At 44.1% G+C, this 19,015-nt stretch carries 17 protein-coding genes; 10 read left to right on the top strand and 7 right to left on the bottom strand.

Annotation, left to right across the window (positions count from 1 at the left end; translation table 11 throughout):
* The coding region (ribB, locus tag ACEW80_RS24020; protein ID WP_373528997.1) for a 3,4-dihydroxy-2-butanone-4-phosphate synthase at positions 1–709 on the bottom strand (709 nt) is incomplete at its 3' end.
* Between the two features lie 318 nt (positions 710–1,027).
* Between ribB and argC the strand changes: the two genes are divergently transcribed.
* On the top strand, positions 1,028–2,086 hold the full coding sequence (gene argC, locus ACEW80_RS24025) for an N-acetyl-gamma-glutamyl-phosphate reductase (RefSeq protein WP_373528998.1): 1,059 nt from the start codon (positions 1,028–1,030) through the stop codon (positions 2,084–2,086).
* Positions 2,087–2,239: 153 nt separating this feature from the next.
* On the opposite strand, the gene eno is transcribed toward argC, so the two are convergent.
* Positions 2,240–3,529 (bottom strand): phosphopyruvate hydratase, encoded by a 1,290-nt coding sequence (eno, locus tag ACEW80_RS24030; RefSeq protein ID WP_373528999.1) that lies wholly within the window; start codon positions 3,527–3,529, stop codon positions 2,240–2,242.
* A gap of 573 nt (positions 3,530–4,102) precedes the next feature.
* On the opposite strand from eno, the gene gloA reads away from it, so the two are divergent.
* The 5 genes from gloA to rpmB all read left to right on the top strand — a co-directional run bounded on the left by gloA (position 4,103) and on the right by rpmB (position 11,246).
* Complete coding sequence (gloA, locus tag ACEW80_RS24035) at positions 4,103–4,537, top strand: lactoylglutathione lyase (RefSeq protein ID WP_373529000.1); 435 nt, start codon at positions 4,103–4,105, stop codon at positions 4,535–4,537.
* 424 nt (positions 4,538–4,961) lie between these two features.
* The gene (gene clpB, locus ACEW80_RS24040; protein ID WP_373529001.1) at positions 4,962–7,604 is read left to right on the top strand and encodes an ATP-dependent chaperone ClpB; all 2,643 of its coding nucleotides are present in this window, start codon (positions 4,962–4,964) and stop codon (positions 7,602–7,604) included.
* Positions 7,605–7,935: 331 nt separating this feature from the next.
* Positions 7,936–8,577: a methyltransferase domain-containing protein gene (locus ACEW80_RS24045; protein ID WP_373529002.1), complete on the top strand. Its 642-nt coding sequence runs from the start codon at positions 7,936–7,938 to the stop codon at positions 8,575–8,577.
* 257 nt (positions 8,578–8,834) lie between these two features.
* The gene (gene htpG, locus ACEW80_RS24050) at positions 8,835–10,826 is read left to right on the top strand and encodes a molecular chaperone HtpG (RefSeq protein WP_373529003.1); all 1,992 of its coding nucleotides are present in this window, start codon (positions 8,835–8,837) and stop codon (positions 10,824–10,826) included.
* A 183-nt stretch (positions 10,827–11,009) separates the two neighbouring features.
* Positions 11,010–11,246 carry a 50S ribosomal protein L28 gene (gene rpmB / locus ACEW80_RS24055; protein ID WP_373529004.1) on the top strand — a complete coding sequence of 79 codons (237 nt, stop codon included), beginning with the start codon at positions 11,010–11,012 and terminating at the stop codon, positions 11,244–11,246.
* 211 nt (positions 11,247–11,457) lie between these two features.
* Here rpmB and ACEW80_RS24060 read toward each other — a convergent pair whose 3' ends face one another.
* Entirely contained in the window at positions 11,458–11,739 is a 282-nt protein-coding gene (locus tag ACEW80_RS24060; protein ID WP_373529005.1) for a hypothetical protein, read from the bottom strand.
* A gap of 356 nt (positions 11,740–12,095) precedes the next feature.
* Here ACEW80_RS24060 and ACEW80_RS24065 point away from each other — a divergent pair, with 356 nt between their 5' ends.
* The 3 genes from ACEW80_RS24065 (at position 12,096) to ACEW80_RS24075 (ending at position 16,757) form a co-directional block, all read left to right on the top strand.
* Positions 12,096–13,847, top strand: a complete 1,752-nt coding sequence (locus ACEW80_RS24065; protein ID WP_373529006.1) for an Hsp70 family protein — start codon at positions 12,096–12,098, stop codon at positions 13,845–13,847.
* A gap of 45 nt (positions 13,848–13,892) precedes the next feature.
* On the top strand, positions 13,893–14,321 hold the full coding sequence (locus ACEW80_RS24070) for a tetratricopeptide repeat protein (RefSeq protein ID WP_373529007.1): 429 nt from the start codon (positions 13,893–13,895) through the stop codon (positions 14,319–14,321).
* 240 nt (positions 14,322–14,561) lie between these two features.
* On the top strand, positions 14,562–16,757 hold the full coding sequence (locus tag ACEW80_RS24075; RefSeq protein ID WP_373529008.1) for a transglycosylase SLT domain-containing protein: 2,196 nt from the start codon (positions 14,562–14,564) through the stop codon (positions 16,755–16,757).
* A 108-nt stretch (positions 16,758–16,865) separates the two neighbouring features.
* Here ACEW80_RS24075 and ACEW80_RS24080 read toward each other — a convergent pair whose 3' ends face one another.
* Entirely contained in the window at positions 16,866–17,531 is a 666-nt protein-coding gene (locus ACEW80_RS24080) for a Uma2 family endonuclease (protein ID WP_373529009.1), read from the bottom strand.
* Positions 17,532–17,699: 168 nt separating this feature from the next.
* On the opposite strand from ACEW80_RS24080, the gene ACEW80_RS24085 reads away from it, so the two are divergent.
* Entirely contained in the window at positions 17,700–17,951 is a 252-nt protein-coding gene (locus ACEW80_RS24085) for an AbrB/MazE/SpoVT family DNA-binding domain-containing protein (protein ID WP_373529010.1), read from the top strand.
* Positions 17,952–18,050: 99 nt separating this feature from the next.
* Here ACEW80_RS24085 and ACEW80_RS24090 read toward each other — a convergent pair whose 3' ends face one another.
* The 3 genes from ACEW80_RS24090 to ACEW80_RS24100 all read right to left on the bottom strand — a co-directional run.
* Positions 18,051–18,404 carry a DUF5615 family PIN-like protein gene (locus ACEW80_RS24090; RefSeq protein ID WP_373529011.1) on the bottom strand — a complete coding sequence of 118 codons (354 nt, stop codon included), beginning with the start codon at positions 18,402–18,404 and terminating at the stop codon, positions 18,051–18,053.
* Positions 18,401–18,631: a DUF433 domain-containing protein gene (locus ACEW80_RS24095; RefSeq protein ID WP_373529012.1), complete on the bottom strand. Its 231-nt coding sequence runs from the start codon at positions 18,629–18,631 to the stop codon at positions 18,401–18,403. The genes ACEW80_RS24090 and ACEW80_RS24095 overlap by 4 nt, the downstream gene beginning before the upstream one ends.
* A gap of 179 nt (positions 18,632–18,810) precedes the next feature.
* A partial coding sequence (locus ACEW80_RS24100; RefSeq protein WP_373529013.1) for a hypothetical protein occupies positions 18,811–19,015 on the bottom strand: 205 nt, incomplete at its 5' end.

Raw genomic sequence — 19,015 nt, forward strand, 5'->3', positions numbered from 1 at the left:
AGGCGTAAATTTCAAACTGACCGAATTCACTAGGCAGTTTGGTAATAACTTCTCGGTACACTAAGCGATCGTGCTGTAGGCGATAACTGATCAAATCTGCAATACGAATAATTTTTAAATTGTGACGTTTTGCATATTCAATTAACTGTTGCAACCGCGCCATTGAACCGTCGGGGTTTTGAATTTCACAAATTACCCCAGATGGGTATAGCCCTGCTAATCGAGATAAATCCACAGCCGCTTCTGTATGTCCGGCGCGTTTGAGTACGCCTCCTTCCTTAGCCCGAATGGGGAAAATATGGCCAGGACGACGTAAATCGGTAGGTTTTGTCGCTGGGTTGAGAGTAACCTGGATAGTGCGGGCGCGGTCTTCTGCTGAGATGCCAGTAGTCACACCTAATTCTGGCCCGGCATCAATACTGACGGTGAAAGCTGTTTGGTTAGTATCTGTAATGTTGCTTACCATCAAGGGTAAATCTAACTCGTCTAGGCGATCGCCAGTCATTGCCAAACAAATCAGTCCTCTAGCTTGCACCGCCATGAAATTAATCATGTCGGGTGTGGCAAATTGGGCAGCACAGATTAAGTCACCTTCATTTTCTCTATTTTCATCATCTACAACTACAATGACGCGACCAGCTTTTAGGTCTGCTAAGGCGGCATCAATCGAATCAAATTTAAAAGCTTGTGTAGTATTAGGCTGTGACACAGAAAGATTTCCAGCTATAAACGTAAATTTTTTTTACAATTTCTTCTTTTTGATTGTAGCTCCTTTATAAGGCAGAGAAGTAGACTAGCAATGATTTCATAACATGGCAAAAATTTACAATTGGGGTTTAGGTTAAACACTCATTCTCTGAAGTCAATGGTCAAGGGATAAGTATCAAAAACTGTTGGACTTTTGACTTTTCATTCCCCAGAACAAAGTGGAGAGGTTTTAGGCGTTTTATGCGTTGTACCGTCTAGTCGCTGATATTGTTGATAGCTAAGAACCAATTAACCATTCATGGGATAAGGATTTCAGATCATGGGCAAATTTAGACGCGTAACCGTTGGGGTTGTTGGCGCGTCGAGCTATGGCGGAGTACAGTTAGTACGATTACTGATGGATCATCCAGAAGTCGAACTGGTTTATTTAGGCGGTGAGAGCAGTATCGGGAAATCTTTTGGAGATATTTACCCGCATCTGGCTCATGCAGCTAACCTGCCAATAGAGGCGGTGGAACCAGAAATAATTGCTCATCGCTGTGAAGTCGTTTTCCTGTCTTTACCGAATGGTATGGCTTGCCAAATCGCGCCCAAACTGTTGGAAAAAGGATGTAAAGTACTAGATTTGAGTGCAGACTATCGGTTCAGTGATTTAACAACTTATACAAATTGGTATGGTATACAGAGAAGCGATCGCATTATTGCAGCTACAGCAGTTTATGGATTACCAGAACTTTATCGTGATCGCATTTCTGAAGCTCAACTCGTTGGCTGTCCTGGTTCCTATCCTACCGCTAGTCTCCTTGCACTTTCGCCACTTTTAAAGCAAGGTTTAATCGTACCAGAAACAGCTATTATCGATGCCAAATCTGGTACATCTGGCAGTGGGCGGCAAGCTCAAACCAATTTATTACTAGCTGAGGCAGACAACTCCATAGCAGCTTACAATGTCGTCCATCATCGTCATACCCCAGAAATTGAGCAAATTTGCAGTGACTTAGCTGGTCACGAACTCATGATCCAATTTACACCGCATCTGATTCCAATGGTGCGCGGTATTTTGGCAACGGTATATGCCACACTGCGCGATCCTGGTTTAGTGCGAGATGATTTAATCACGATTTTTTCAGCCTTCTACCGCAACTCTCCTTGGGTGAAAATCTGCGGTAGCGGCGTTTACCCCCAAACCAAGTGGGCTAATAGCAGCAATCTTTGTTACATCGGTTTAGAAGTTGACCCACGCACAGGTCGCGTGATTGTCATGTCAGCAATTGACAATCTAATTAAAGGAGAGGCAGGTCAAGCAATTCAGTGTCTAAACCTGATGATGGGCTGGGATGAAACTTTAGGGTTGCCCAAATTGGGGTTTTATCCCTAATTGGGCATTGGGCATTGGGCTTTGGGCATTGGGCATTGGGCATTGGGCATTGGGCATTGGGCATTGGGCATTGGGCATGGGGAGGAGATAAAGGAGAGACTTCTTCAATAATTCCTTGTCCCCATTCTCCCCATTGTCCCTAGTCTTCAGTCCCTACTTAGGCCCTAAACCTACAGCACCAGCATAAACGGCGCGATCGCCTAGTTCATCTTCAATTCGCAGCAAGCGATTATATTTTGCTACTCGTTCGCTGCGACAGAGAGAACCTGTTTTAATTTGACCGGCACGGGTTGCTACAGCTAAATCAGCGATCGTTGTATCTTCGGTTTCACCGGAACGATGGCTAATTACTGAACGGAAACTGTTGCGATTTGCCAAATCGATCGTTTCTAAGGTTTCGGTGAGAGAACCAATTTGATTGAGTTTAATCAAAATGGCATTACCTGCTTTTTCCTGGATGCCTCTTTGCAAGCGAGTGACGTTAGTTACAAACAAGTCATCCCCTACCAATTGCACCCGCGAACCTAACTTCTCGGTCAGCAATTGCCAACTTTGCCAGTCTTCTTCGTGCAAGCCATCCTCAATTGACACAATGGGATACTGGTCAACCAGTTGAGCCAAGTAATCAATGAACTCAGCCGGGGTGTGAGGTTTACTATCGTAGACATATTGCCCATTTTTGTAAAACTCACTAGCCGCCACATCCAATGCCAAAGCTACTTGTTCCCCTGGCTTGTAACCAGCTTTCTGAATGGCAGCAACCAGCAGCTCTAAAGCCACCTGATTGGACTCTAGGTTAGGGGCAAAGCCGCCTTCATCGCCTACACCAGTCAGCAAACCCTTTTCATCTAATACTTGACTGAGGGTAGCAAACACCTCTGCACCCCAGCGCAATGCTTCCCGGAAGGAAGTTGCGCCAATTGGGACAATCATAAACTCTTGAAAATCTACGTTGTTTGATGCGTGTGCGCCACCGTTAATCACATTCATCAACGGCACTGGGAGCAAATTCGCTAAAGGGCTACCCAAGTAGCGATACAGGGGAATTGCTAGAGACTCAGCACCAGCTTTAGCTGCTGCTAGGGAAACTGCCAAAATCGCATTAGCCCCCAAGTTGGATTTATTGTCAGAACCATCTGTAGCAATCATTGTGCGGTCTAGGAGTTCTTGGTTGAGGGCATCCAAGCCTACCAATTGGGGCGCGATCGCTTCTTTAACGTTTTGGACTGCCTTGAGTACGCCTTTGCCCCCATAACGGCTTTTATCGCCATCACGTAGTTCGTGAGCCTCAAAAGTACCAGTTGAGGCACCACTGGGAACCTGCGCCAGTCCGACAACACCGTTGGCTAAATGCACTTCGGCTTCAATTGTCGGTCTACCGCGTGAATCAAGAATTTCGCGGGCTGCGATCGCTTCAATTGCAGTATCTAGAAATTTACTCATCTGTATTCTGTCCTTTGTTAGAGTGTGTTACGCATACAGTCCAGCGGCCTAACCCAATCGTTAGCATAGGCGGTTAAGAGACTTTCTTGGCTGAGATTAAAGAATATTTCCAGTCATTAGGTCAAAGCGCTTTGCTCAAGGATTGAGATTAGCGGTATCAAAATTAGTCTTTCTTCTATTCATTAATAGCTCTGAACTCGGTCGTTGAGCCTCTGAACTCGGTCGTTGAGCCTTTGAACTCGGTCGTTGAGCCTCTGAACTCGGTCGTTGACTCTTTGAACTCGGTCGTTGACTCTTTGAACTCGGTCGTTGAGCCTTTGAACTCGGTCGTTGACTCTTTGAACTCGGTTGTTGAGCCTTTGAACTCGGTCGTTGAGCCTTTGAACTCGGTCGTTGACTCTTTGAACTCGGTCGTTGACTCTTTGAACTCGGTCGTTGACTCTTTGAACTCGGAACTTTCAAAATTTTAAATCTAGTCGCACAGAATCCATTCAGAATTTCGGCTCCTGAATTCTTCTTCGGTAAAATGTTGGCAGAAAGCAATACTCAACAGAGTAAAAACAAAAGGTCAATATGCGATTACTACATACAATGCTGCGGGTGGGCAACCTTGAAGAGTCCTTAAAGTTCTACTGTGAAGTTCTAGGAATGAAATTATTGCGCCGAAAAGATTATCCAGGGGGAGAATTTACCCTGGCTTTTGTTGGCTACGGCGACGAAAGCGACAACGCCGTGATCGAACTAACCTACAACTGGGGAGTGGAAAAGTACGAATTGGGTAATGCTTATGGTCATATTGCCCTTGGCGTTGATGATATTTACGCTAAGTGTGAAGAAATCCGCAATCAGGGCGGTAAAATTGTGCGGGAAGCCAGCCCGATGAAACATGGTTCGACAGTAATTGCTTTTGTGGAAGATCCAGATGGGTATAAAGTTGAACTGATTCAACTGGGAAATCAAGGATCAGCGGTAAAACAGGAATCACAAGAGCAACTTGTGAGTCAGTAATTCTCAAAGCAGAAATATCGGTGATGGATCTGAGCTTCAGTAGTGCAGAACTCTATCAAAGTCCCTAGCTGTAGGAAAATCCACACCGATGTCTTAAAACGCTGAACCAGATGCGGGGAGATTGATTCTTCCCGCAAATTCGCGTTTCGCCCTTTTGTTACCCGGATACGCGAGACTTTTCGCTTTTTGCCTCTTCTTTTTAGGCGGGTTAGGGGATCTTCTGTGCGTAAATTCTATTAGTATTACTCCCATGCTGTCGTTGATGAGCAACACTAATAGACATCGCTCCAACAGTACCATTTGGCAAAGTCCGCTCAGAACAGTATTTTCGTTTTAAATTAGAAAATAGGTAATAGATTCAAACTATCATCAATTACCAATCCCCAATCCCTAAACTAAAAATTCAAAATCCAAAATTCTAAAGATGCAACCTACAGATCCAAATAAATTTACTGATAAAGCCTGGGAAGCAATTGTCAAATCTCAGGATATAGTCCGTGCTTATCAACAACAGCAACTAGATGTTGAACATTTAATTATTGCCCTTTTAGAAGAACCCACTAGTCTAGCAATACGTATTCTGGCTCGATCTGAGGTCGATCCAATCCACTTCCAACAGCAACTCGAAGCTTTTATCCAACGTCAGCCCAAAGTTGGTAAAAGCGATCAGCTCTACCTTAGTCGCAGTTTAGATGTTTTACTAGACCGAGCTGAAGAAGCTAGAGCCAGGATGAAAGACTCCTACATTTCCGTAGAACACATCCTCTTGGCTTTTGCTGAAGACGATCGCATTGGCCGAAAGATCCTCAAAAGCTTTAACGCCGATACAGCAAAGCTAGAAACTACTATCAAAGCCATTCGCGGTAGCCAAAAGGTAACAGATCAAAGCCCAGAATCCCGCTATGAAGCCTTACAAAAATTTGGCCGAGATTTGACAGAACAGGCAAAAGCTGGAAAACTTGACCCGGTAATTGGGCGGGATGATGAAATTCGGCGGGTAATTCAAGTCTTGTCTCGTCGTAGCAAAAATAACCCTGTATTAATTGGTGAACCTGGGGTAGGTAAAACAGCGATCGCTGAAGCTTTAGCGCAACGGATGGTAAACGGTGACGTTCCCGAATCTCTGAAAAACCGCAAGTTGATCTCGTTAGATATCGGTAGTTTAATTGCTGGAGCAAAATTACGAGGTGAATTTGAAGAACGCCTCAAAGCAGTTCTCAAGGAAGTTACTGAATCTAACGGTGATATTGTGCTGTTTATTGATGAACTGCACACCGTAGTCGGCACCGGTTCCAATCAACAAGGGGCGATGGATGCCGGAAATCTGCTCAAACCAATGTTGGCGCGGGGAGAACTGCGTTGTATTGGTGCGACTACCCTTGATGAGTTCCGTAAACACATTGAGAAAGACGCTGCTCTAGAACGCCGCTTCCAGCAAGTATTTGTCGATCAACCAAGTGTGGAAAACACTATTTCCATTCTGCGCGGATTGAAAGAACGCTATGAAGTCCATCACAATGTCAAAATTTCTGATTCGGCTTTGGTAGCAGCCGCAACTCTGTCAGCGCGTTATATTAGCGATCGCTTTTTGCCAGATAAAGCCATTGATTTGGTCGATGAAGCAGCAGCACAGTTGAAAATGGAGATTACCTCCAAACCGGCAGAATTGGAAACCATTGATCGCCGCATCATGCAGTTAGAAATGGAAAAGCTCTCATTAGCTGGTGAAGAGAAGGGTACTGCCCAAACGAGAGAACGTTTGGAACGAATTGAGCAAGAAATCGCCAATTTAACAGAGAAACAGCAGATTTTCAATGAGCAATGGCAAGGTGAAAAGCAGCTATTGGAGGCGATAAGCGCCTTAAAGAAAGAAGAAGATGCCTTGCGAGTCCAAATTGAACAGGCGGAACGTGCTTATGACCTGAATAAAGCTGCACAACTGAAGTATGGCAAATTGGAAGGAGTACAACGCGATCGCGAAGCCAAAGAAGCGAACTTTTTAGAAATTCAAAACCAAGGTTCCACGCTGCTGCGAGAACAAGTTACCGAAGCTGATATTGCCGAAATCGTCGCCAAATGGACAGGAATCCCCGTCAATCGCCTGTTGGAATCGGAACGGCAAAAATTACTGCAACTAGAAAGTCATTTGCATGAACGAGTTATTGGGCAAGAAGAGGCTGTAGAAGCAGTAGCAGCCGCAATTCGTCGCGCCCGTGCGGGGATGAAAGACCCCTCTCGTCCCATTGGCTCATTTTTGTTCATGGGACCCACAGGTGTCGGCAAGACCGAACTCGCCCGGGCTTTAGCTCAGTTTCTCTTCGATTCTGATGAGGCCTTAGTGCGCTTGGATATGTCTGAGTACATGGAAAAACACTCAGTTTCCCGCCTTGTAGGAGCACCTCCAGGATATGTAGGCTATGAAGAAGGTGGTCAACTTTCCGAGGCGGTTCGCCGCCGTCCTTATTCTGTGGTGCTGCTGGATGAAGTGGAAAAAGCGCACCCAGATGTGTTTAATATTTTATTGCAGGTGTTAGATGATGGGAGAATTACTGACTCTCAGGGAAGGACGGTAGATTTTCGTAACAGTGTCATTGTCATGACCAGTAACATTGGTAGCGAACATATTTTAGATGTAGCTGGTGATGATTCCCAGTATGAAACAATGCGGAAGCGAGTAATGGAAAACTTGCGATCGCATTTCCGCCCAGAATTTCTCAACCGCGTTGATGATATTATTCTCTTCCATACCTTAAATCGCACAGAAATGCGGCAGATCATCCGCATTCAACTCAAGCGGGTAGAAAGTCTCCTGCGAGAGCAAAAAATCTTCTTTGAGATATCCCAATCTGCCTGTGATTACCTTGTCGAATCAGGCTATGACCCAGTTTACGGTGCCCGCCCACTCAAACGCGCAATTCAGCGAGAAGTAGAAAACCCCCTCGCCACCAAATTATTGGAGAATACTTTTATCTCTGGAGACACGATTATCATTGACAAAAATGAAAACGGTCTGTCTTTTAACAAAAAAGTGCTGGTGAAGGTGTCAGTACCACAAATTGCTACATAGCCCTGGTAAATAAAATTCGCACGCCAGTTAGTTGCTCATGGGGAAACCAAAAAGACTGTACTGGTTTGGCTACACAGGCAAAACCCACCTGCGGGTTTCAAAAGCTTAGTCTGCGGAGGTGGAGGAAAGTTTGTATAGTCGAGCCAGTGCGTTGCGGAGGTTCCCGCGTCAGAACGAGCATCACCCGTTCGCGCAGCGGCAACCACAGAAGAAAAGCGTGCGACTTCTAATCATCGGGTTAAGGTGCTGTTACTTTAACTATTTTTCTGGGAATTATGTAGTTGTATACCCACCACATTTGTCAGTCCATCAGGTTAAGTAGGCATTGTTTATGCAACTCATCACCTCCTTAGATATTAGAAATTCGGAATATTTATCAAAAAATCGGCTCGTCAGTTACCACCACCAGGTGCGTCTAATTTTTTCGCTAGGTAATCAGGTAAAAAACGTTCTGGAAATTGGGATTTTTAATTCTCTGTTAACAGACATTCTGAATAATAATGGATACAACGTCACTACTGCTGATGTTGATCCCAACCTCAAACCAGAAATAATTTTGGATCTAACAACAGATTTTTATTTGCCAAAAGATAAATTTGATGCGATCGTTCTGTTTCAAGTGCTGGAACACTTACCTTATGAACAGTCAGAAGAAGTACTGAAAAAACTTAGCATTGCAACAAAGAAATTTTTGGTGATTTCGATTCCCTATTGCACCGAATACTTGGCATTTCAGATCAGAACCTCTTTTTCAGGCAGACCAAGGCATTTCTTAATCAATGTGCCAAAATTCTGGAGTACAGAGCCAGTATGCGACGAACATTACTGGGAAATGGGTTTGAAAGGATATCCCAAAAAGCGAATTTTAAACTCTGTTGCTAAAGCTGGGTTAACTGTCAAGCAAGAATTTATCGATCCTACTTACCCATACCACTATTTTTTGGTGTTAGAAAAGAATTTCAGTAATGCGTAGCCAGCAGCCTTAACTAGACTAATAGAACTGCGTTGAAACTCAGGAGTTGGGAAATCCGAATCGCACTATGGGGGCAAACAATACTCAAAAAACGAGCGTAGGCGCAGCCCGTCGTAGACATCGCCTAAGCTATGCTTTTAAAATCCTAATTGTTATCATGCTCTTCTGTGTTCTCCGGGTTTATCCTAGAAAACAGCAGACTGGGCTGTATTAGCCATTATCATTATTTCAGATACTAACATCAAAGATTACCAATCATGCTAGAACAAGGCACTATCAGTATTCATACTGAGAATATTTTCCCGATCATTAAGAAGTCGCTCTACTCAGACCACCAAATATTCTTGCGGGAACTGGTATCTAACGCTGTAGACGCCATCCAAAAGCTGAAAATGGTATCCCGCGCCGGAGATTACGCTGGAGATATCGGCGAACCGGAAATTGAACTTGCCATTGACAAAAATAACAAAACCTTATCTATCTCCGATAACGGTATCGGGATGACCGCAGAAGAAGTTAAGAAATATATCAATCAGGTTGCCTTTTCTAGTGCTGAAGAATTTATTCATAAGTATGAAGGCAAATCAGATCAACCAATTATTGGCCACTTCGGTCTTGGTTTCTACTCTTCCTTCATGGTGGCGCAAAAGGTCGAGATTGATACCCTCTCCTACCAAGAAGGAGCGCAGGCGGTTCACTGGACTTGCGATGGTTCCCCGGCATTCACCTTAGAAGATTCGCCCCGGACAACTCGCGGTACTACTATTACTCTCAGCTTGCAAGGAGAAGAGGAAGAATTTCTAGAATCAGCACGAATTAAGAATCTTGTCAAGACCTACTGCGACTTTTTGCCAGTACCGATTAAATTAGATGGCGAAGTATTAAATAAGCAAAAAGCACCGTGGCGAGATTCTCCAAGTAATCTAACTCAAGAAGATTATTTGGAATTTTACCGCTACCTGTATCCTTTTCAGGAAGAGCCGCTATTATGGGTACATCTAAATACTGACTATCCCTTTATCATCAACGGCATTCTGTATTTTCCTAAAATGAGGCCGGATGTAGATGTTACCAAAGGGCAGATTAAGCTATTTTGCAATCAAGTTTTTGTTAGCGACAACTGCGAAGAAATAATTCCGCAATTTCTGACTCCAATGCGGGGTGTGCTTGATAGCACCGACATTCCTTTAAATGTATCGCGCAGTGCCTTGCAAGGCGATCGCACCGTGCGGAAAATCGGTGATTACATTGCCAAAAAAGTAGGCGATCGCCTTAAAGAACTTTTCCGCGATAATCGTGAAGAATACATTAGCGCCTGGAGGGATCTTGGTACTTTTGTAAAATTCGGCGTTCTCAACGACGAGAAATTCAAAAAACAAATCGAAGATATTATCGTCTTCCGCACCACCGCCAAGCTGACAGAAAAACCTGCTGCTGAAACTCCAGTGGTTGAAGTCCAGTCTTCAGACGGGGATGCTTGGCAAGATGTCATTCCTACTTCACCCAGTCCTGATTTTTCAGCACCTAGCGCTCCTTACACCACGCTGAAAGAGTATCTAGAACGTAACAAAGAACGTAACGAAAACCGGGTTTTCTACAGCACCGATGGAGCAACCCAAGCCACTTATATAGAACTACACAAAAATCAAGGCTTGGAAGTCCTGTTTATGGACTCCTTCATCGACACCCACTTTATCAACTTTCTAGAGCGGGAATATCAAGATGTCAAATTTACGCGGGTAGACTCAGATTTAGATAATACCCTCTTAGAACAAGACAAAGCTACGGAAATTGTTGATCCCAAGACAAACAAAACCCGGAGTGAGACGATCAAAGAGTTATTTGAGAAATCCCTCAACAAACCCAAACTCAACATCCGCACCGAAGCTTTGAAATCAGACGATCCTCAAGGTACACCGCCTGCGATCGTGCTTCTACCAGAGATTCTCCGCCGGATGCGAGAAATGAACGCCATGATGCAGCAGCAGTCAGCAGAGTTTCCCGAAGACCACATTTTGGTGGTGAATACTGCTCATCCGCTGATTCAAAATTTAGCCCATCTTAGCCAAGGTAGTATCATTCAAGGTGATGGTGAATCGCCTACAGATCACTTAGTGAACTTGATTTGCCAACACGTCTACGATTTAGCGCTGATGTCTCAGAAAGGATTTGATGCTGAGGGAATGAAATCCTTCGTCGAGCGATCAAATGAGGTACTCACCAAGTTGACGGAACAAGCTAGTAAATAGTGCTGAGTGCTGTTAGCGGTAGCGGGGCGTTCAGCCCGTGCTGAGTGGGAAGTTAGGAGTTAGGGGTTATTTCTCATCCGATCCCCTTGCTTCCTCATTTCCTTACTCCCCAATCCCCACTTCTGTTGTCTAACACCTAAAATGGAAAGGCTGCATTAAAATAAGAACCTGGAGATACTTTCTATGTCTCGTCGCTGTCAACTAACTGGTAAGAAGGCAAATAACGCCTTTGCTGTTTCCCACTCCCACCGCCGTACTAAACGCCTTCAGCACGCCAATCTGCAAACCAAACGTGTTTGGTGGCAAGCTGGAAATCGCTGGGTGAAATTAAAGATTTGTACTAAAGCAATCAAATCCCTAGAAACTAAAGGGTTAGAAGCAATGGCAAAAGAAGCTGGCATTAACCTAAATCATTACTAAGTAATGTAGATTTCGTAACCTGAGACTTTCATATAATAGTGGAATACAGGTGATTAGTAGGGTAGCACACCTAGCTGTGCTACCCTAATGCTTATTACATCTTGAGTAGTAACCCAAGTTGCGGGTTATTAAATGTTAGATTTTTTGCATCCGTCGATTTATGTGGTTAGTGAAATAGCAAATGCGTAGGCATCGCTTTTAATGAATGCCTTTACCCCACAGCCAGCAATTTATTCGGCTTGCTCTTCAGGTCTGGCGATGCCATTAGCGGTTTATAGACTTCACCTTCATAGGGCTTCCAAACATAACCGCTTGCTACTAAGAAAAGACTTTTAAGAACTGCCTCACCAATAAGTGAACCAGTATAATATTCCGCTTCACCCGCCGTTAGTAACCTCTCGGTTCTAACAAACAACCTTGATACGGTCGATCGCTCCGAAAATGCTACTACGCGTAGGTGTAGCCTGCACTTCTCTACGAGAGGCTGCGCCAACGGCAAGCTCTGTTACCACCGTAGGTATCGCTCCAAAAATGCTATGCGATGATCTCGCCTGCCTTCGCCTGTAATGAATGCCTTTACCCCACAGCCAGCAATTCATTCAGCTTGCTCTTCAGGTCTAGCGATGCCATTAGCACTAGTCCCATTTGATCACATTTACTTGCGACTATACCGCAGCGTCAATATCTTGTACTCTTGTATCTAAGTGGTGAAGCTGTCATGCTTCAAAAATACGATATTTTGATTTTGCGTATAAGCATCGCCTACAGAACACTCTGCGCGATCGCACCTACGGAATATAGGTTACACAGCTAGGGCTAAAGGCAAATAACTTTTGAATATTAAATTTTATGAAAGCAGTTGGTATTGATTTAGGTACAACAAACTCCGAAGTGGCAATTGTTGAAAACGGACAGGTACGAGTATTGCCAGGAGAAGATGGCGACCTGATTTTACCTTCCTGTGTGGGGTTTAGCGATACGGGTAAATTGTTGGTGGGACGCGAAGCACTCCGTCAGTATGCAGCGGCTCCAGAACGCACTGTGAAGTCAATTAAGCGCTGGATGGGAACTGACCACAAAACCACTTTAGGAGATAAAGAATACTTACCTCATGAAGTTTCGGCGATTATTCTCCGCGCTCTGAAACAACGGGCTGAGGATGTTTTGGGAGAAACAATTACCCAAGCAGTGATTACGGTTCCAGCTTATTTTACAGATGCTCAACGACAAGCAACTAAAACGGCTGGCGAGATCGCTGGTTTGGAAGTACTGCAAATTATCAACGAACCAACGGCGGCAGCTTTAACTTATGATTTGCGATCGCAAGAAACAGAAAAGGTTGTAGTTTATGACTTGGGAGGTGGTACTTTTGATGTGTCGGTAGTCGAAATTACAGGCGAAGTCACAGAAGTATTAGCTAGTCATGGCAATAACCGCTTGGGTGGAGACGATTTCGACAGGCTTTTGCAACTCCATCTAGCAGATTTGTTCCGCAAAGAGCATGGTGTAGAACTACCAGATGATGCTGGCACTCAAGCGCGTCTCCTCCGAGCCGCAGAGCAGGTAAAAATTGACCTGAGTTCCCACGCCTTTGCCACAGTCCGGGAAGCTTTTTTGGGTAGTAAAGGTAAGACTGCACTACATTTAGAGACAGAAGTAGCGCGAGCCGATTTTGAAAAATTGATTCGTCCACTATTGACAGAAACCCTAGAGGCAATTGATCGCGCCCTAACAGACGCTAACTTGGAAACCGAGGACATTGACCGGGTTATTCTAGTTGGTGGTTCCACACGCATTCCTTTGGTGCAAGAAATGATCGCCGAGCATTTGGGACAAACTCCCACCGATGGCATTCAACCAGACCTTTGTGTGGCATTAGGTGCAGCTTTGCAAGCTGGGGTGCTAGTAGGTGAATCCGTGGACGCTATTCTTGTCGATGTGATTCCCCATTCCCTCGGCATTGCTGCGGCTGTGCCTACACAAATGGGTATTATGCCTGGTTACTTCAGTGTGATTATTCCCCGCAATAGCGTTGTTCCCGTTTCCCGTTCTCATGTTTATTCCACCTTGTTTGACGAACAAGATGCAGTGGAAATCGAAGTTTTTCAGGGAGAAAATGCAATGGCCGAAGAAAATGTTCCTTTAGGTTCCTTTAGAGTGGAGAACTTGCCACTCAAACCAGCAGGAGGAATTCAAGTCGAAGTTCACTTTGACTTTGATTTAAATGGCATTCTCACCGTCACCACCACCGAGAAAGGCAAAGGACAACAAGGGACGCTAGTAGTAAATAATGCAGGAATACACAAACTTTCCAGCCATGAATTAAAGCAAGCAAGGGCTGATTTAGAATCATTATTTGAAAGTGATGAAACAATTGAAATCTCCGCCGAAGATGTCAGCGATGCCGGAGAAATCGCTCCAGAATTGGCAGCACTTTTAGAGAGCGCGGGGCAAGCACTTCTGACTGTAGACGAAGAACAAGCGGAGGAATTACAAGACTTATTAGCCAAGATTGAAGATGCGATCGCTAACAATAGTGCAGAATTACCCCAGTTACAAGCAGAACTGGAAGATTTTCTTTACTATATCAGTACGAATTAGGCATTGGGCATTGGGCATTGTAAACATTATCTATATGAGACAGCTATGAAATGTCCTGTTTGTGAAGCAATTTATCGTCCGACAAAGGGGAACAAAGGATCTCTTGAGCAGAGGAATAATGATTACACGGAAGAATCTACTATCTTATCTCCCCCAACTTGCAAACGCTGCAAGGTAGACTTATCTGACTTGCTCCGTCTGCATGACCAAGCTATCTGGTATCACAGAGAAGGACTAGATTTATTATCACAAGAACTTTATTCAGAAGCAGCAGCGCACAACAATCAAGCTTTAGCTTTATATTCCAGCAATGCAGACTTCCATGCATTGGCTGGTAAACTATGGGCATTGCAAGGAGAATTCCCGGAAGCGATCGCATCTTGGCAACAAGCAATCAAGTTTAACCCAGAAAATGCGATCGCTTGTGATTGTCTGCAAATGATCAAGCTAATGGCAACAAATCATCATACGTAAGAAGGACTGGGGATTGGGTTTTTACTGCATAATTGGTGGCGACGAACTGCATTTATAATATACCCAAGATAGATGTAATAGCATCTAATATGTGCTATTTACTCAATACTGCCAACTTTAGGATTGAAAATTAGTATTTTTCTACATAAAATTAAAAATCTAAAATTAAAAATTGGACACACTGATGGTTAGGAGTGTTAGAGTTTCAAGAAATTCACCGGAACTTTTCAGCGGGTATTCATGCTGAAGAAACTACAGAAAAAGCAAATTTCGATAATTGCGGGTGCGGCACTGTTTGCCTTTTTAACTGGGGCAATGGTATCAGCACCTGAGATTGGCAAATCTCTGGGGCAATGGCTCAAACTGGGTCAGAATCAAGCAGAGCAAACATCAGATGCTAGCATTGCCCAATCAGCCGTCTTTCCACTGATTTCAGAATCTTTGCCAGAACGGGCGGCAAAACTAGCAGCGATCGCAGGGCAGTCCCCTTCGCCAGACCGAAATCGCGCTCGTTATCTTTTGGCGAGTGATTACATTGAAAGAACCCAAGCCAAAAAAGCCCTGACTTTACTCGAAGGACTCGATAAAGACTATTCCATTCTCGCGCCCTACATTTTACTGAGACAGGCACAGGCGCAGGATATCCTGGGCGAAGACGGCAAAGCTTCGGATCTCAGGCAAAATGTGCTGAGACTGTATCCCAAAGAAGCGGCCACAGTGAAAGCACTATATCTGATTGCCCAACCGAAGCAACAAGAAACTGCGATCGCTCAATTTCCTGCCAACCCACTAACTTGGGAAATTATCCGTAACCGGTTGCAAGAAAATCCCAATCAGCCGAAATTACAGTTAATTTTGGCAAAATATGCTTACGATCAACCAGGTATAGTGGGCGTTTTAGATCAGTTGGTAAAAAACTCTACCCTGAAACCTGAAGACTGGGAACTCATTGGTACAGGCTATTGGGAAAATAATCAATTTCTCAAAGCGGCGAATGCTTATGCCAAAGCACCCAAAACATCCCGCAATTTCTACCGTACCGCACGGGGCTTACAGATAGGGGGCAAAGATAAAGAAAAAGCGATTGCCACCTATAAACAATTAGTGCAGCAATTTCCCAATACTGAGGAAACTGGAACTGCACTACTGCGGTTAGCAGAAACCGCAAAAACTTCTAAAGACGGCTTACCCTATCTTGAGCAGGTAATTAATAAATTTCCCAAACAAGCTGGGACTGCACTGGTACAAAAAGCCAAAACTCTCCAAGCCCTCAAGGATCAAAAGTCAGCTAGCGCAGCGTGGCAATTACTCATAGCCAAATACGGCAATTCTAATGAAGCGGCAGAGTATCGCTGGAAAATCGCCCAAGATAAAGCCAAAGCTAAAGATTACGTTGGTGCTTGGCAATGGGCGGAACCAATTGTTAGCAATAACCCCAATAGTATTTTGGCTCCGAGAGCAGGCTTTTGGGTAGGCAAATGGGCAGCTTTACTAGGGAAACAACAGGAGTCTAAAACTGCTTATGAGTATGTGATTAGCCAGTTTCCCTACTCTTACTATGCGTGGCGATCGGCAACGATGTTGGGGCTAAATGTCGGCAACTTTGACAACGTGCGCGTCATGAACCCAGAAGTAATCACACCCCAGCGTCCACTACCGCCTGCTGGTTCTGAAACTTTTAAAGAATTGTATCTACTGGGTCAAGACCGCGATGCTTGGTTACAATGGCAAACAGAATTTCAAAATAAAATTCAGCCAACGGTAGCAGAGCAATTTACTGAAGGGTTGATGCAATTGGCAAGGGGAGAAAATCTCTTAGGAATTGATAAGATTTCTAAATTGGAAGATCGGGAAATACCAGCTGAACTTGCCCAATATCAGGCTCTTAGTAAACAGATTACCTACTGGCAAGCCCGTTATCCATTTCCCTATCTCCGAGAGATTCAAAAGTGGTCTACTGAGCGTCAACTTAATGCCCTGTTGGTTACTGCCTTAATCCGTCAAGAGTCACGGTTTCAACCAAAAATTAAATCTGTCGCTGATGCTACTGGCTTAATGCAGGTGTTGCCGAGTACAGCCAAATGGATCGCTCCACAAATCAAGTTGGATAGCAAAACAATAAATTTAGAAAATCCTAACGAAAACATCATGCTGGGTACATGGTATTTGGATCATACCCATGAGCAATATAACAATAACTCCTTGCTAGCGATCGCCAGTTACAATGCTGGCCCCGGCAATGTTTCCAAATGGCTGCAAACTCTAACTACCCAAGATCCAGATGAGTTTGTTGAACAAATTCCCTTCGATGAAACCAAAAATTATGTACGTCAAGTATTTGGCAACTACTGGAATTATCTGAGGCTTTACAACCCTGAGATTTCTGGCATCGTAGCAAAATATTCGACTACACACCCGAAACTACCGACGCAGTGATTTTGCTGTTTGACGGTAGAAAGGAGGAGAGGGGCTGGGGGAGATTAATAACTCCCTACCAGTACCCAGCACTCCTGAATTCTGTTCGATAAATTTCTTCATTGCTAATCAGCAACTCATTGCAAAAATCTGTTCAGCCGTTAAGGGAATGTTCGGAAACAATCTAGAATCAATTCGATCCTGCCCTCGAAACACCTTTGGGGGTAAATACTCTGCACCTTCAAGTTGGTAGATCGTAATGGTTGGCTGCTTGGGAGAGCCAATGAACCGAATGCCACCAAAAGCAGCATAGTCTACAATGATGTACTCGAAAACGCCCAAGTCTTCTCTTCTCTTCGAGAGGCTACGCCAACGAGACGCTACGCCAACATATTCAGCAAGTTTTGTCAGATAGTCGTCCTTCCAGTTATTGCTAACGACCCCAATGATTCCGGGTGGTGGAATATATGCAGCAGCAGAACTAGAGATAGTTTTCATCCTCTGCCATTCAACTCTTGCAAATATGACAATATCTGCTTTCCGGCTTTTTTCCTTTTCGCCTGGTGCTGTTTTGAGCCGAACCTGCTTAGACTGGCGCGATACGTAAGGCAGGTCATTTTCTTGGCAGTGATTTTCTAAGTAAGCACACAGTCGCTCGATCAAATCCTCATGATTTGCATTTGGTTCTGATAATGGCACGGGAATCCCATCCGATAGCTCAAACTCTCTGCCTGAACTATCGTCCCAGGCAAGAAATTCTTCAAAAGTCAGTGGTTGTGTGACGGTTGCGTACATCGCCCTCGCTCTCTTGCTGACGGGTACTTTACTCAATGCTACCAAGATGTACGGCTTTGTCTATGATTCCTGGCTGGTTTTCCTGCCGTAGATTCTGAAACAACGGCTTGAGGTTGGGTAATGGAAGGCGATGTCTACGACGATATTAATATAAAGACATAAGAACGCTTGAACAACAAACACACTATGCGGATTACACCTGACGGTCAGATTACCATCCCTGCTCAAATCCGAGAGGTGCTAAACATTTCTCCTGACGTAGAATTAGCATTTGAAATCGAAGGTGATCGTCTCTACCTCAAGAAAATACAACCTACCGATAAAATCTCAACCTGGATTGACACCATGCGGGGTTGCGCTGCTGGAAACCTCACTACCGAACAAATTATAACCCTCACCCGTAGCGACGAAAATCCATGACCGTCTTGGTAGACAGCAACGTTATCCTCGACATTCTTAACATACCTTAAAGCTTTAACAGATCACACTGTTTATTCCATCACCAATCGCATCTAAAATTTACGTTATTTTACGAATGCGAATACTTTTAGATGAAATAACAGTAAAAGCTCCTAATAATTCATCTGCGTGTTCATTAATGCCATTAGCAATAATTTCTGCTCTATCATTTGAAGATAAACCGAATAACCGAATTAACACCACACCTGCCGCAATTCGATGCAAACGGAAAACTAACTCACCAAAATCTTTATCTGATGTCAACAAAATTGCACTTTCATTATTAGCCAAGTTCAAAACTTCATCGTCAGGAATTCCTGGTTCCATTTCCACAACATACAAAACTTCATGACCATCCAGCCGCAGACGTTCAACAATTTGCCAATCTAAATTTTCGTCTCCTAAAAACTTCAAGAAGCTTTCTCAATCGTTGGATAAACCACATCATACCGCAAAGCTTGAGCCGCAAATGCCAAAGCTGCTTTAATTCCTTCATCGCTAAGTCGCGGATGCGCTTCGATTATTTGCTGAGGTGTTTCACCCGCAGCAAGCTTTTCGAGAATTAATTCAACTGTAATACGAGTTCCTGAAATGACAGGTTTGCCCATCATTATTTTTGGATCGGATACGATTTTTTGCATGAGTTAGGATTATTTGGATAGATAATTAATATATACAGCAGTTTGCAAGTAAGTGAGGTACAAAATCCAAGACTCACGCATCAGATATAAAGAGTTTCTACCTCCTGCCTCCAAACCTGTAACTTTGTACTTCATGCAAAAGAAAACTGCTGTATAACGCCTTTCATCATTCTTCTCCATCATCTACCAGAACACAAGGCGCGATCGCCCCTGGCGTTGGCGGAGCCAGACGCTCGCGGACTCGCTAACGCTCCGCGATCGCTTTTCATTAGCTTCTGGTTAGTCTGCAAATAATCATGCAGCAAATCGCAACCCCGTGCTAGTAATTTTTCCAGTTGGATATCTGCTAAATTCTGGAAAATCACTGTACCATTACCACTACCC

Origin of the sequence: Nostoc sp. (assembly GCF_041747015.1) — a bacterium.
GTDB lineage: Bacteria > Cyanobacteriota > Cyanobacteriia > Cyanobacteriales > Nostocaceae > Nostoc.

Coding starts and splice junctions, on each gene's coding strand:
- ACEW80_RS24065 (WP_373529006.1), top strand. CDS start 12,096: ATGAAAGCAGTTGGTATTGATTTAGGTACAACAAACTCCGAAGTGGCA.
- gloA (WP_373529000.1), top strand. CDS start 4,103: ATGCGATTACTACATACAATGCTGCGGGTGGGCAACCTTGAAGAGTCC.
- eno (WP_373528999.1), bottom strand. CDS start 3,529: ATGAGTAAATTTCTAGATACTGCAATTGAAGCGATCGCAGCCCGCGAA.
- ACEW80_RS24095 (WP_373529012.1), bottom strand. CDS start 18,631: ATGCAAAAAATCGTATCCGATCCAAAAATAATGATGGGCAAACCTGTC.
- ACEW80_RS24075 (WP_373529008.1), top strand. CDS start 14,562: ATGCTGAAGAAACTACAGAAAAAGCAAATTTCGATAATTGCGGGTGCG.
- argC (WP_373528998.1), top strand. CDS start 1,028: ATGGGCAAATTTAGACGCGTAACCGTTGGGGTTGTTGGCGCGTCGAGC.
- clpB (WP_373529001.1), top strand. CDS start 4,962: ATGCAACCTACAGATCCAAATAAATTTACTGATAAAGCCTGGGAAGCA.
- ACEW80_RS24070 (WP_373529007.1), top strand. CDS start 13,893: ATGAAATGTCCTGTTTGTGAAGCAATTTATCGTCCGACAAAGGGGAAC.
- ACEW80_RS24080 (WP_373529009.1), bottom strand. CDS start 17,531: ATGTACGCAACCGTCACACAACCACTGACTTTTGAAGAATTTCTTGCC.
- ACEW80_RS24045 (WP_373529002.1), top strand. CDS start 7,936: ATGCAACTCATCACCTCCTTAGATATTAGAAATTCGGAATATTTATCA.
- htpG (WP_373529003.1), top strand. CDS start 8,835: ATGCTAGAACAAGGCACTATCAGTATTCATACTGAGAATATTTTCCCG.
- rpmB (WP_373529004.1), top strand. CDS start 11,010: ATGTCTCGTCGCTGTCAACTAACTGGTAAGAAGGCAAATAACGCCTTT.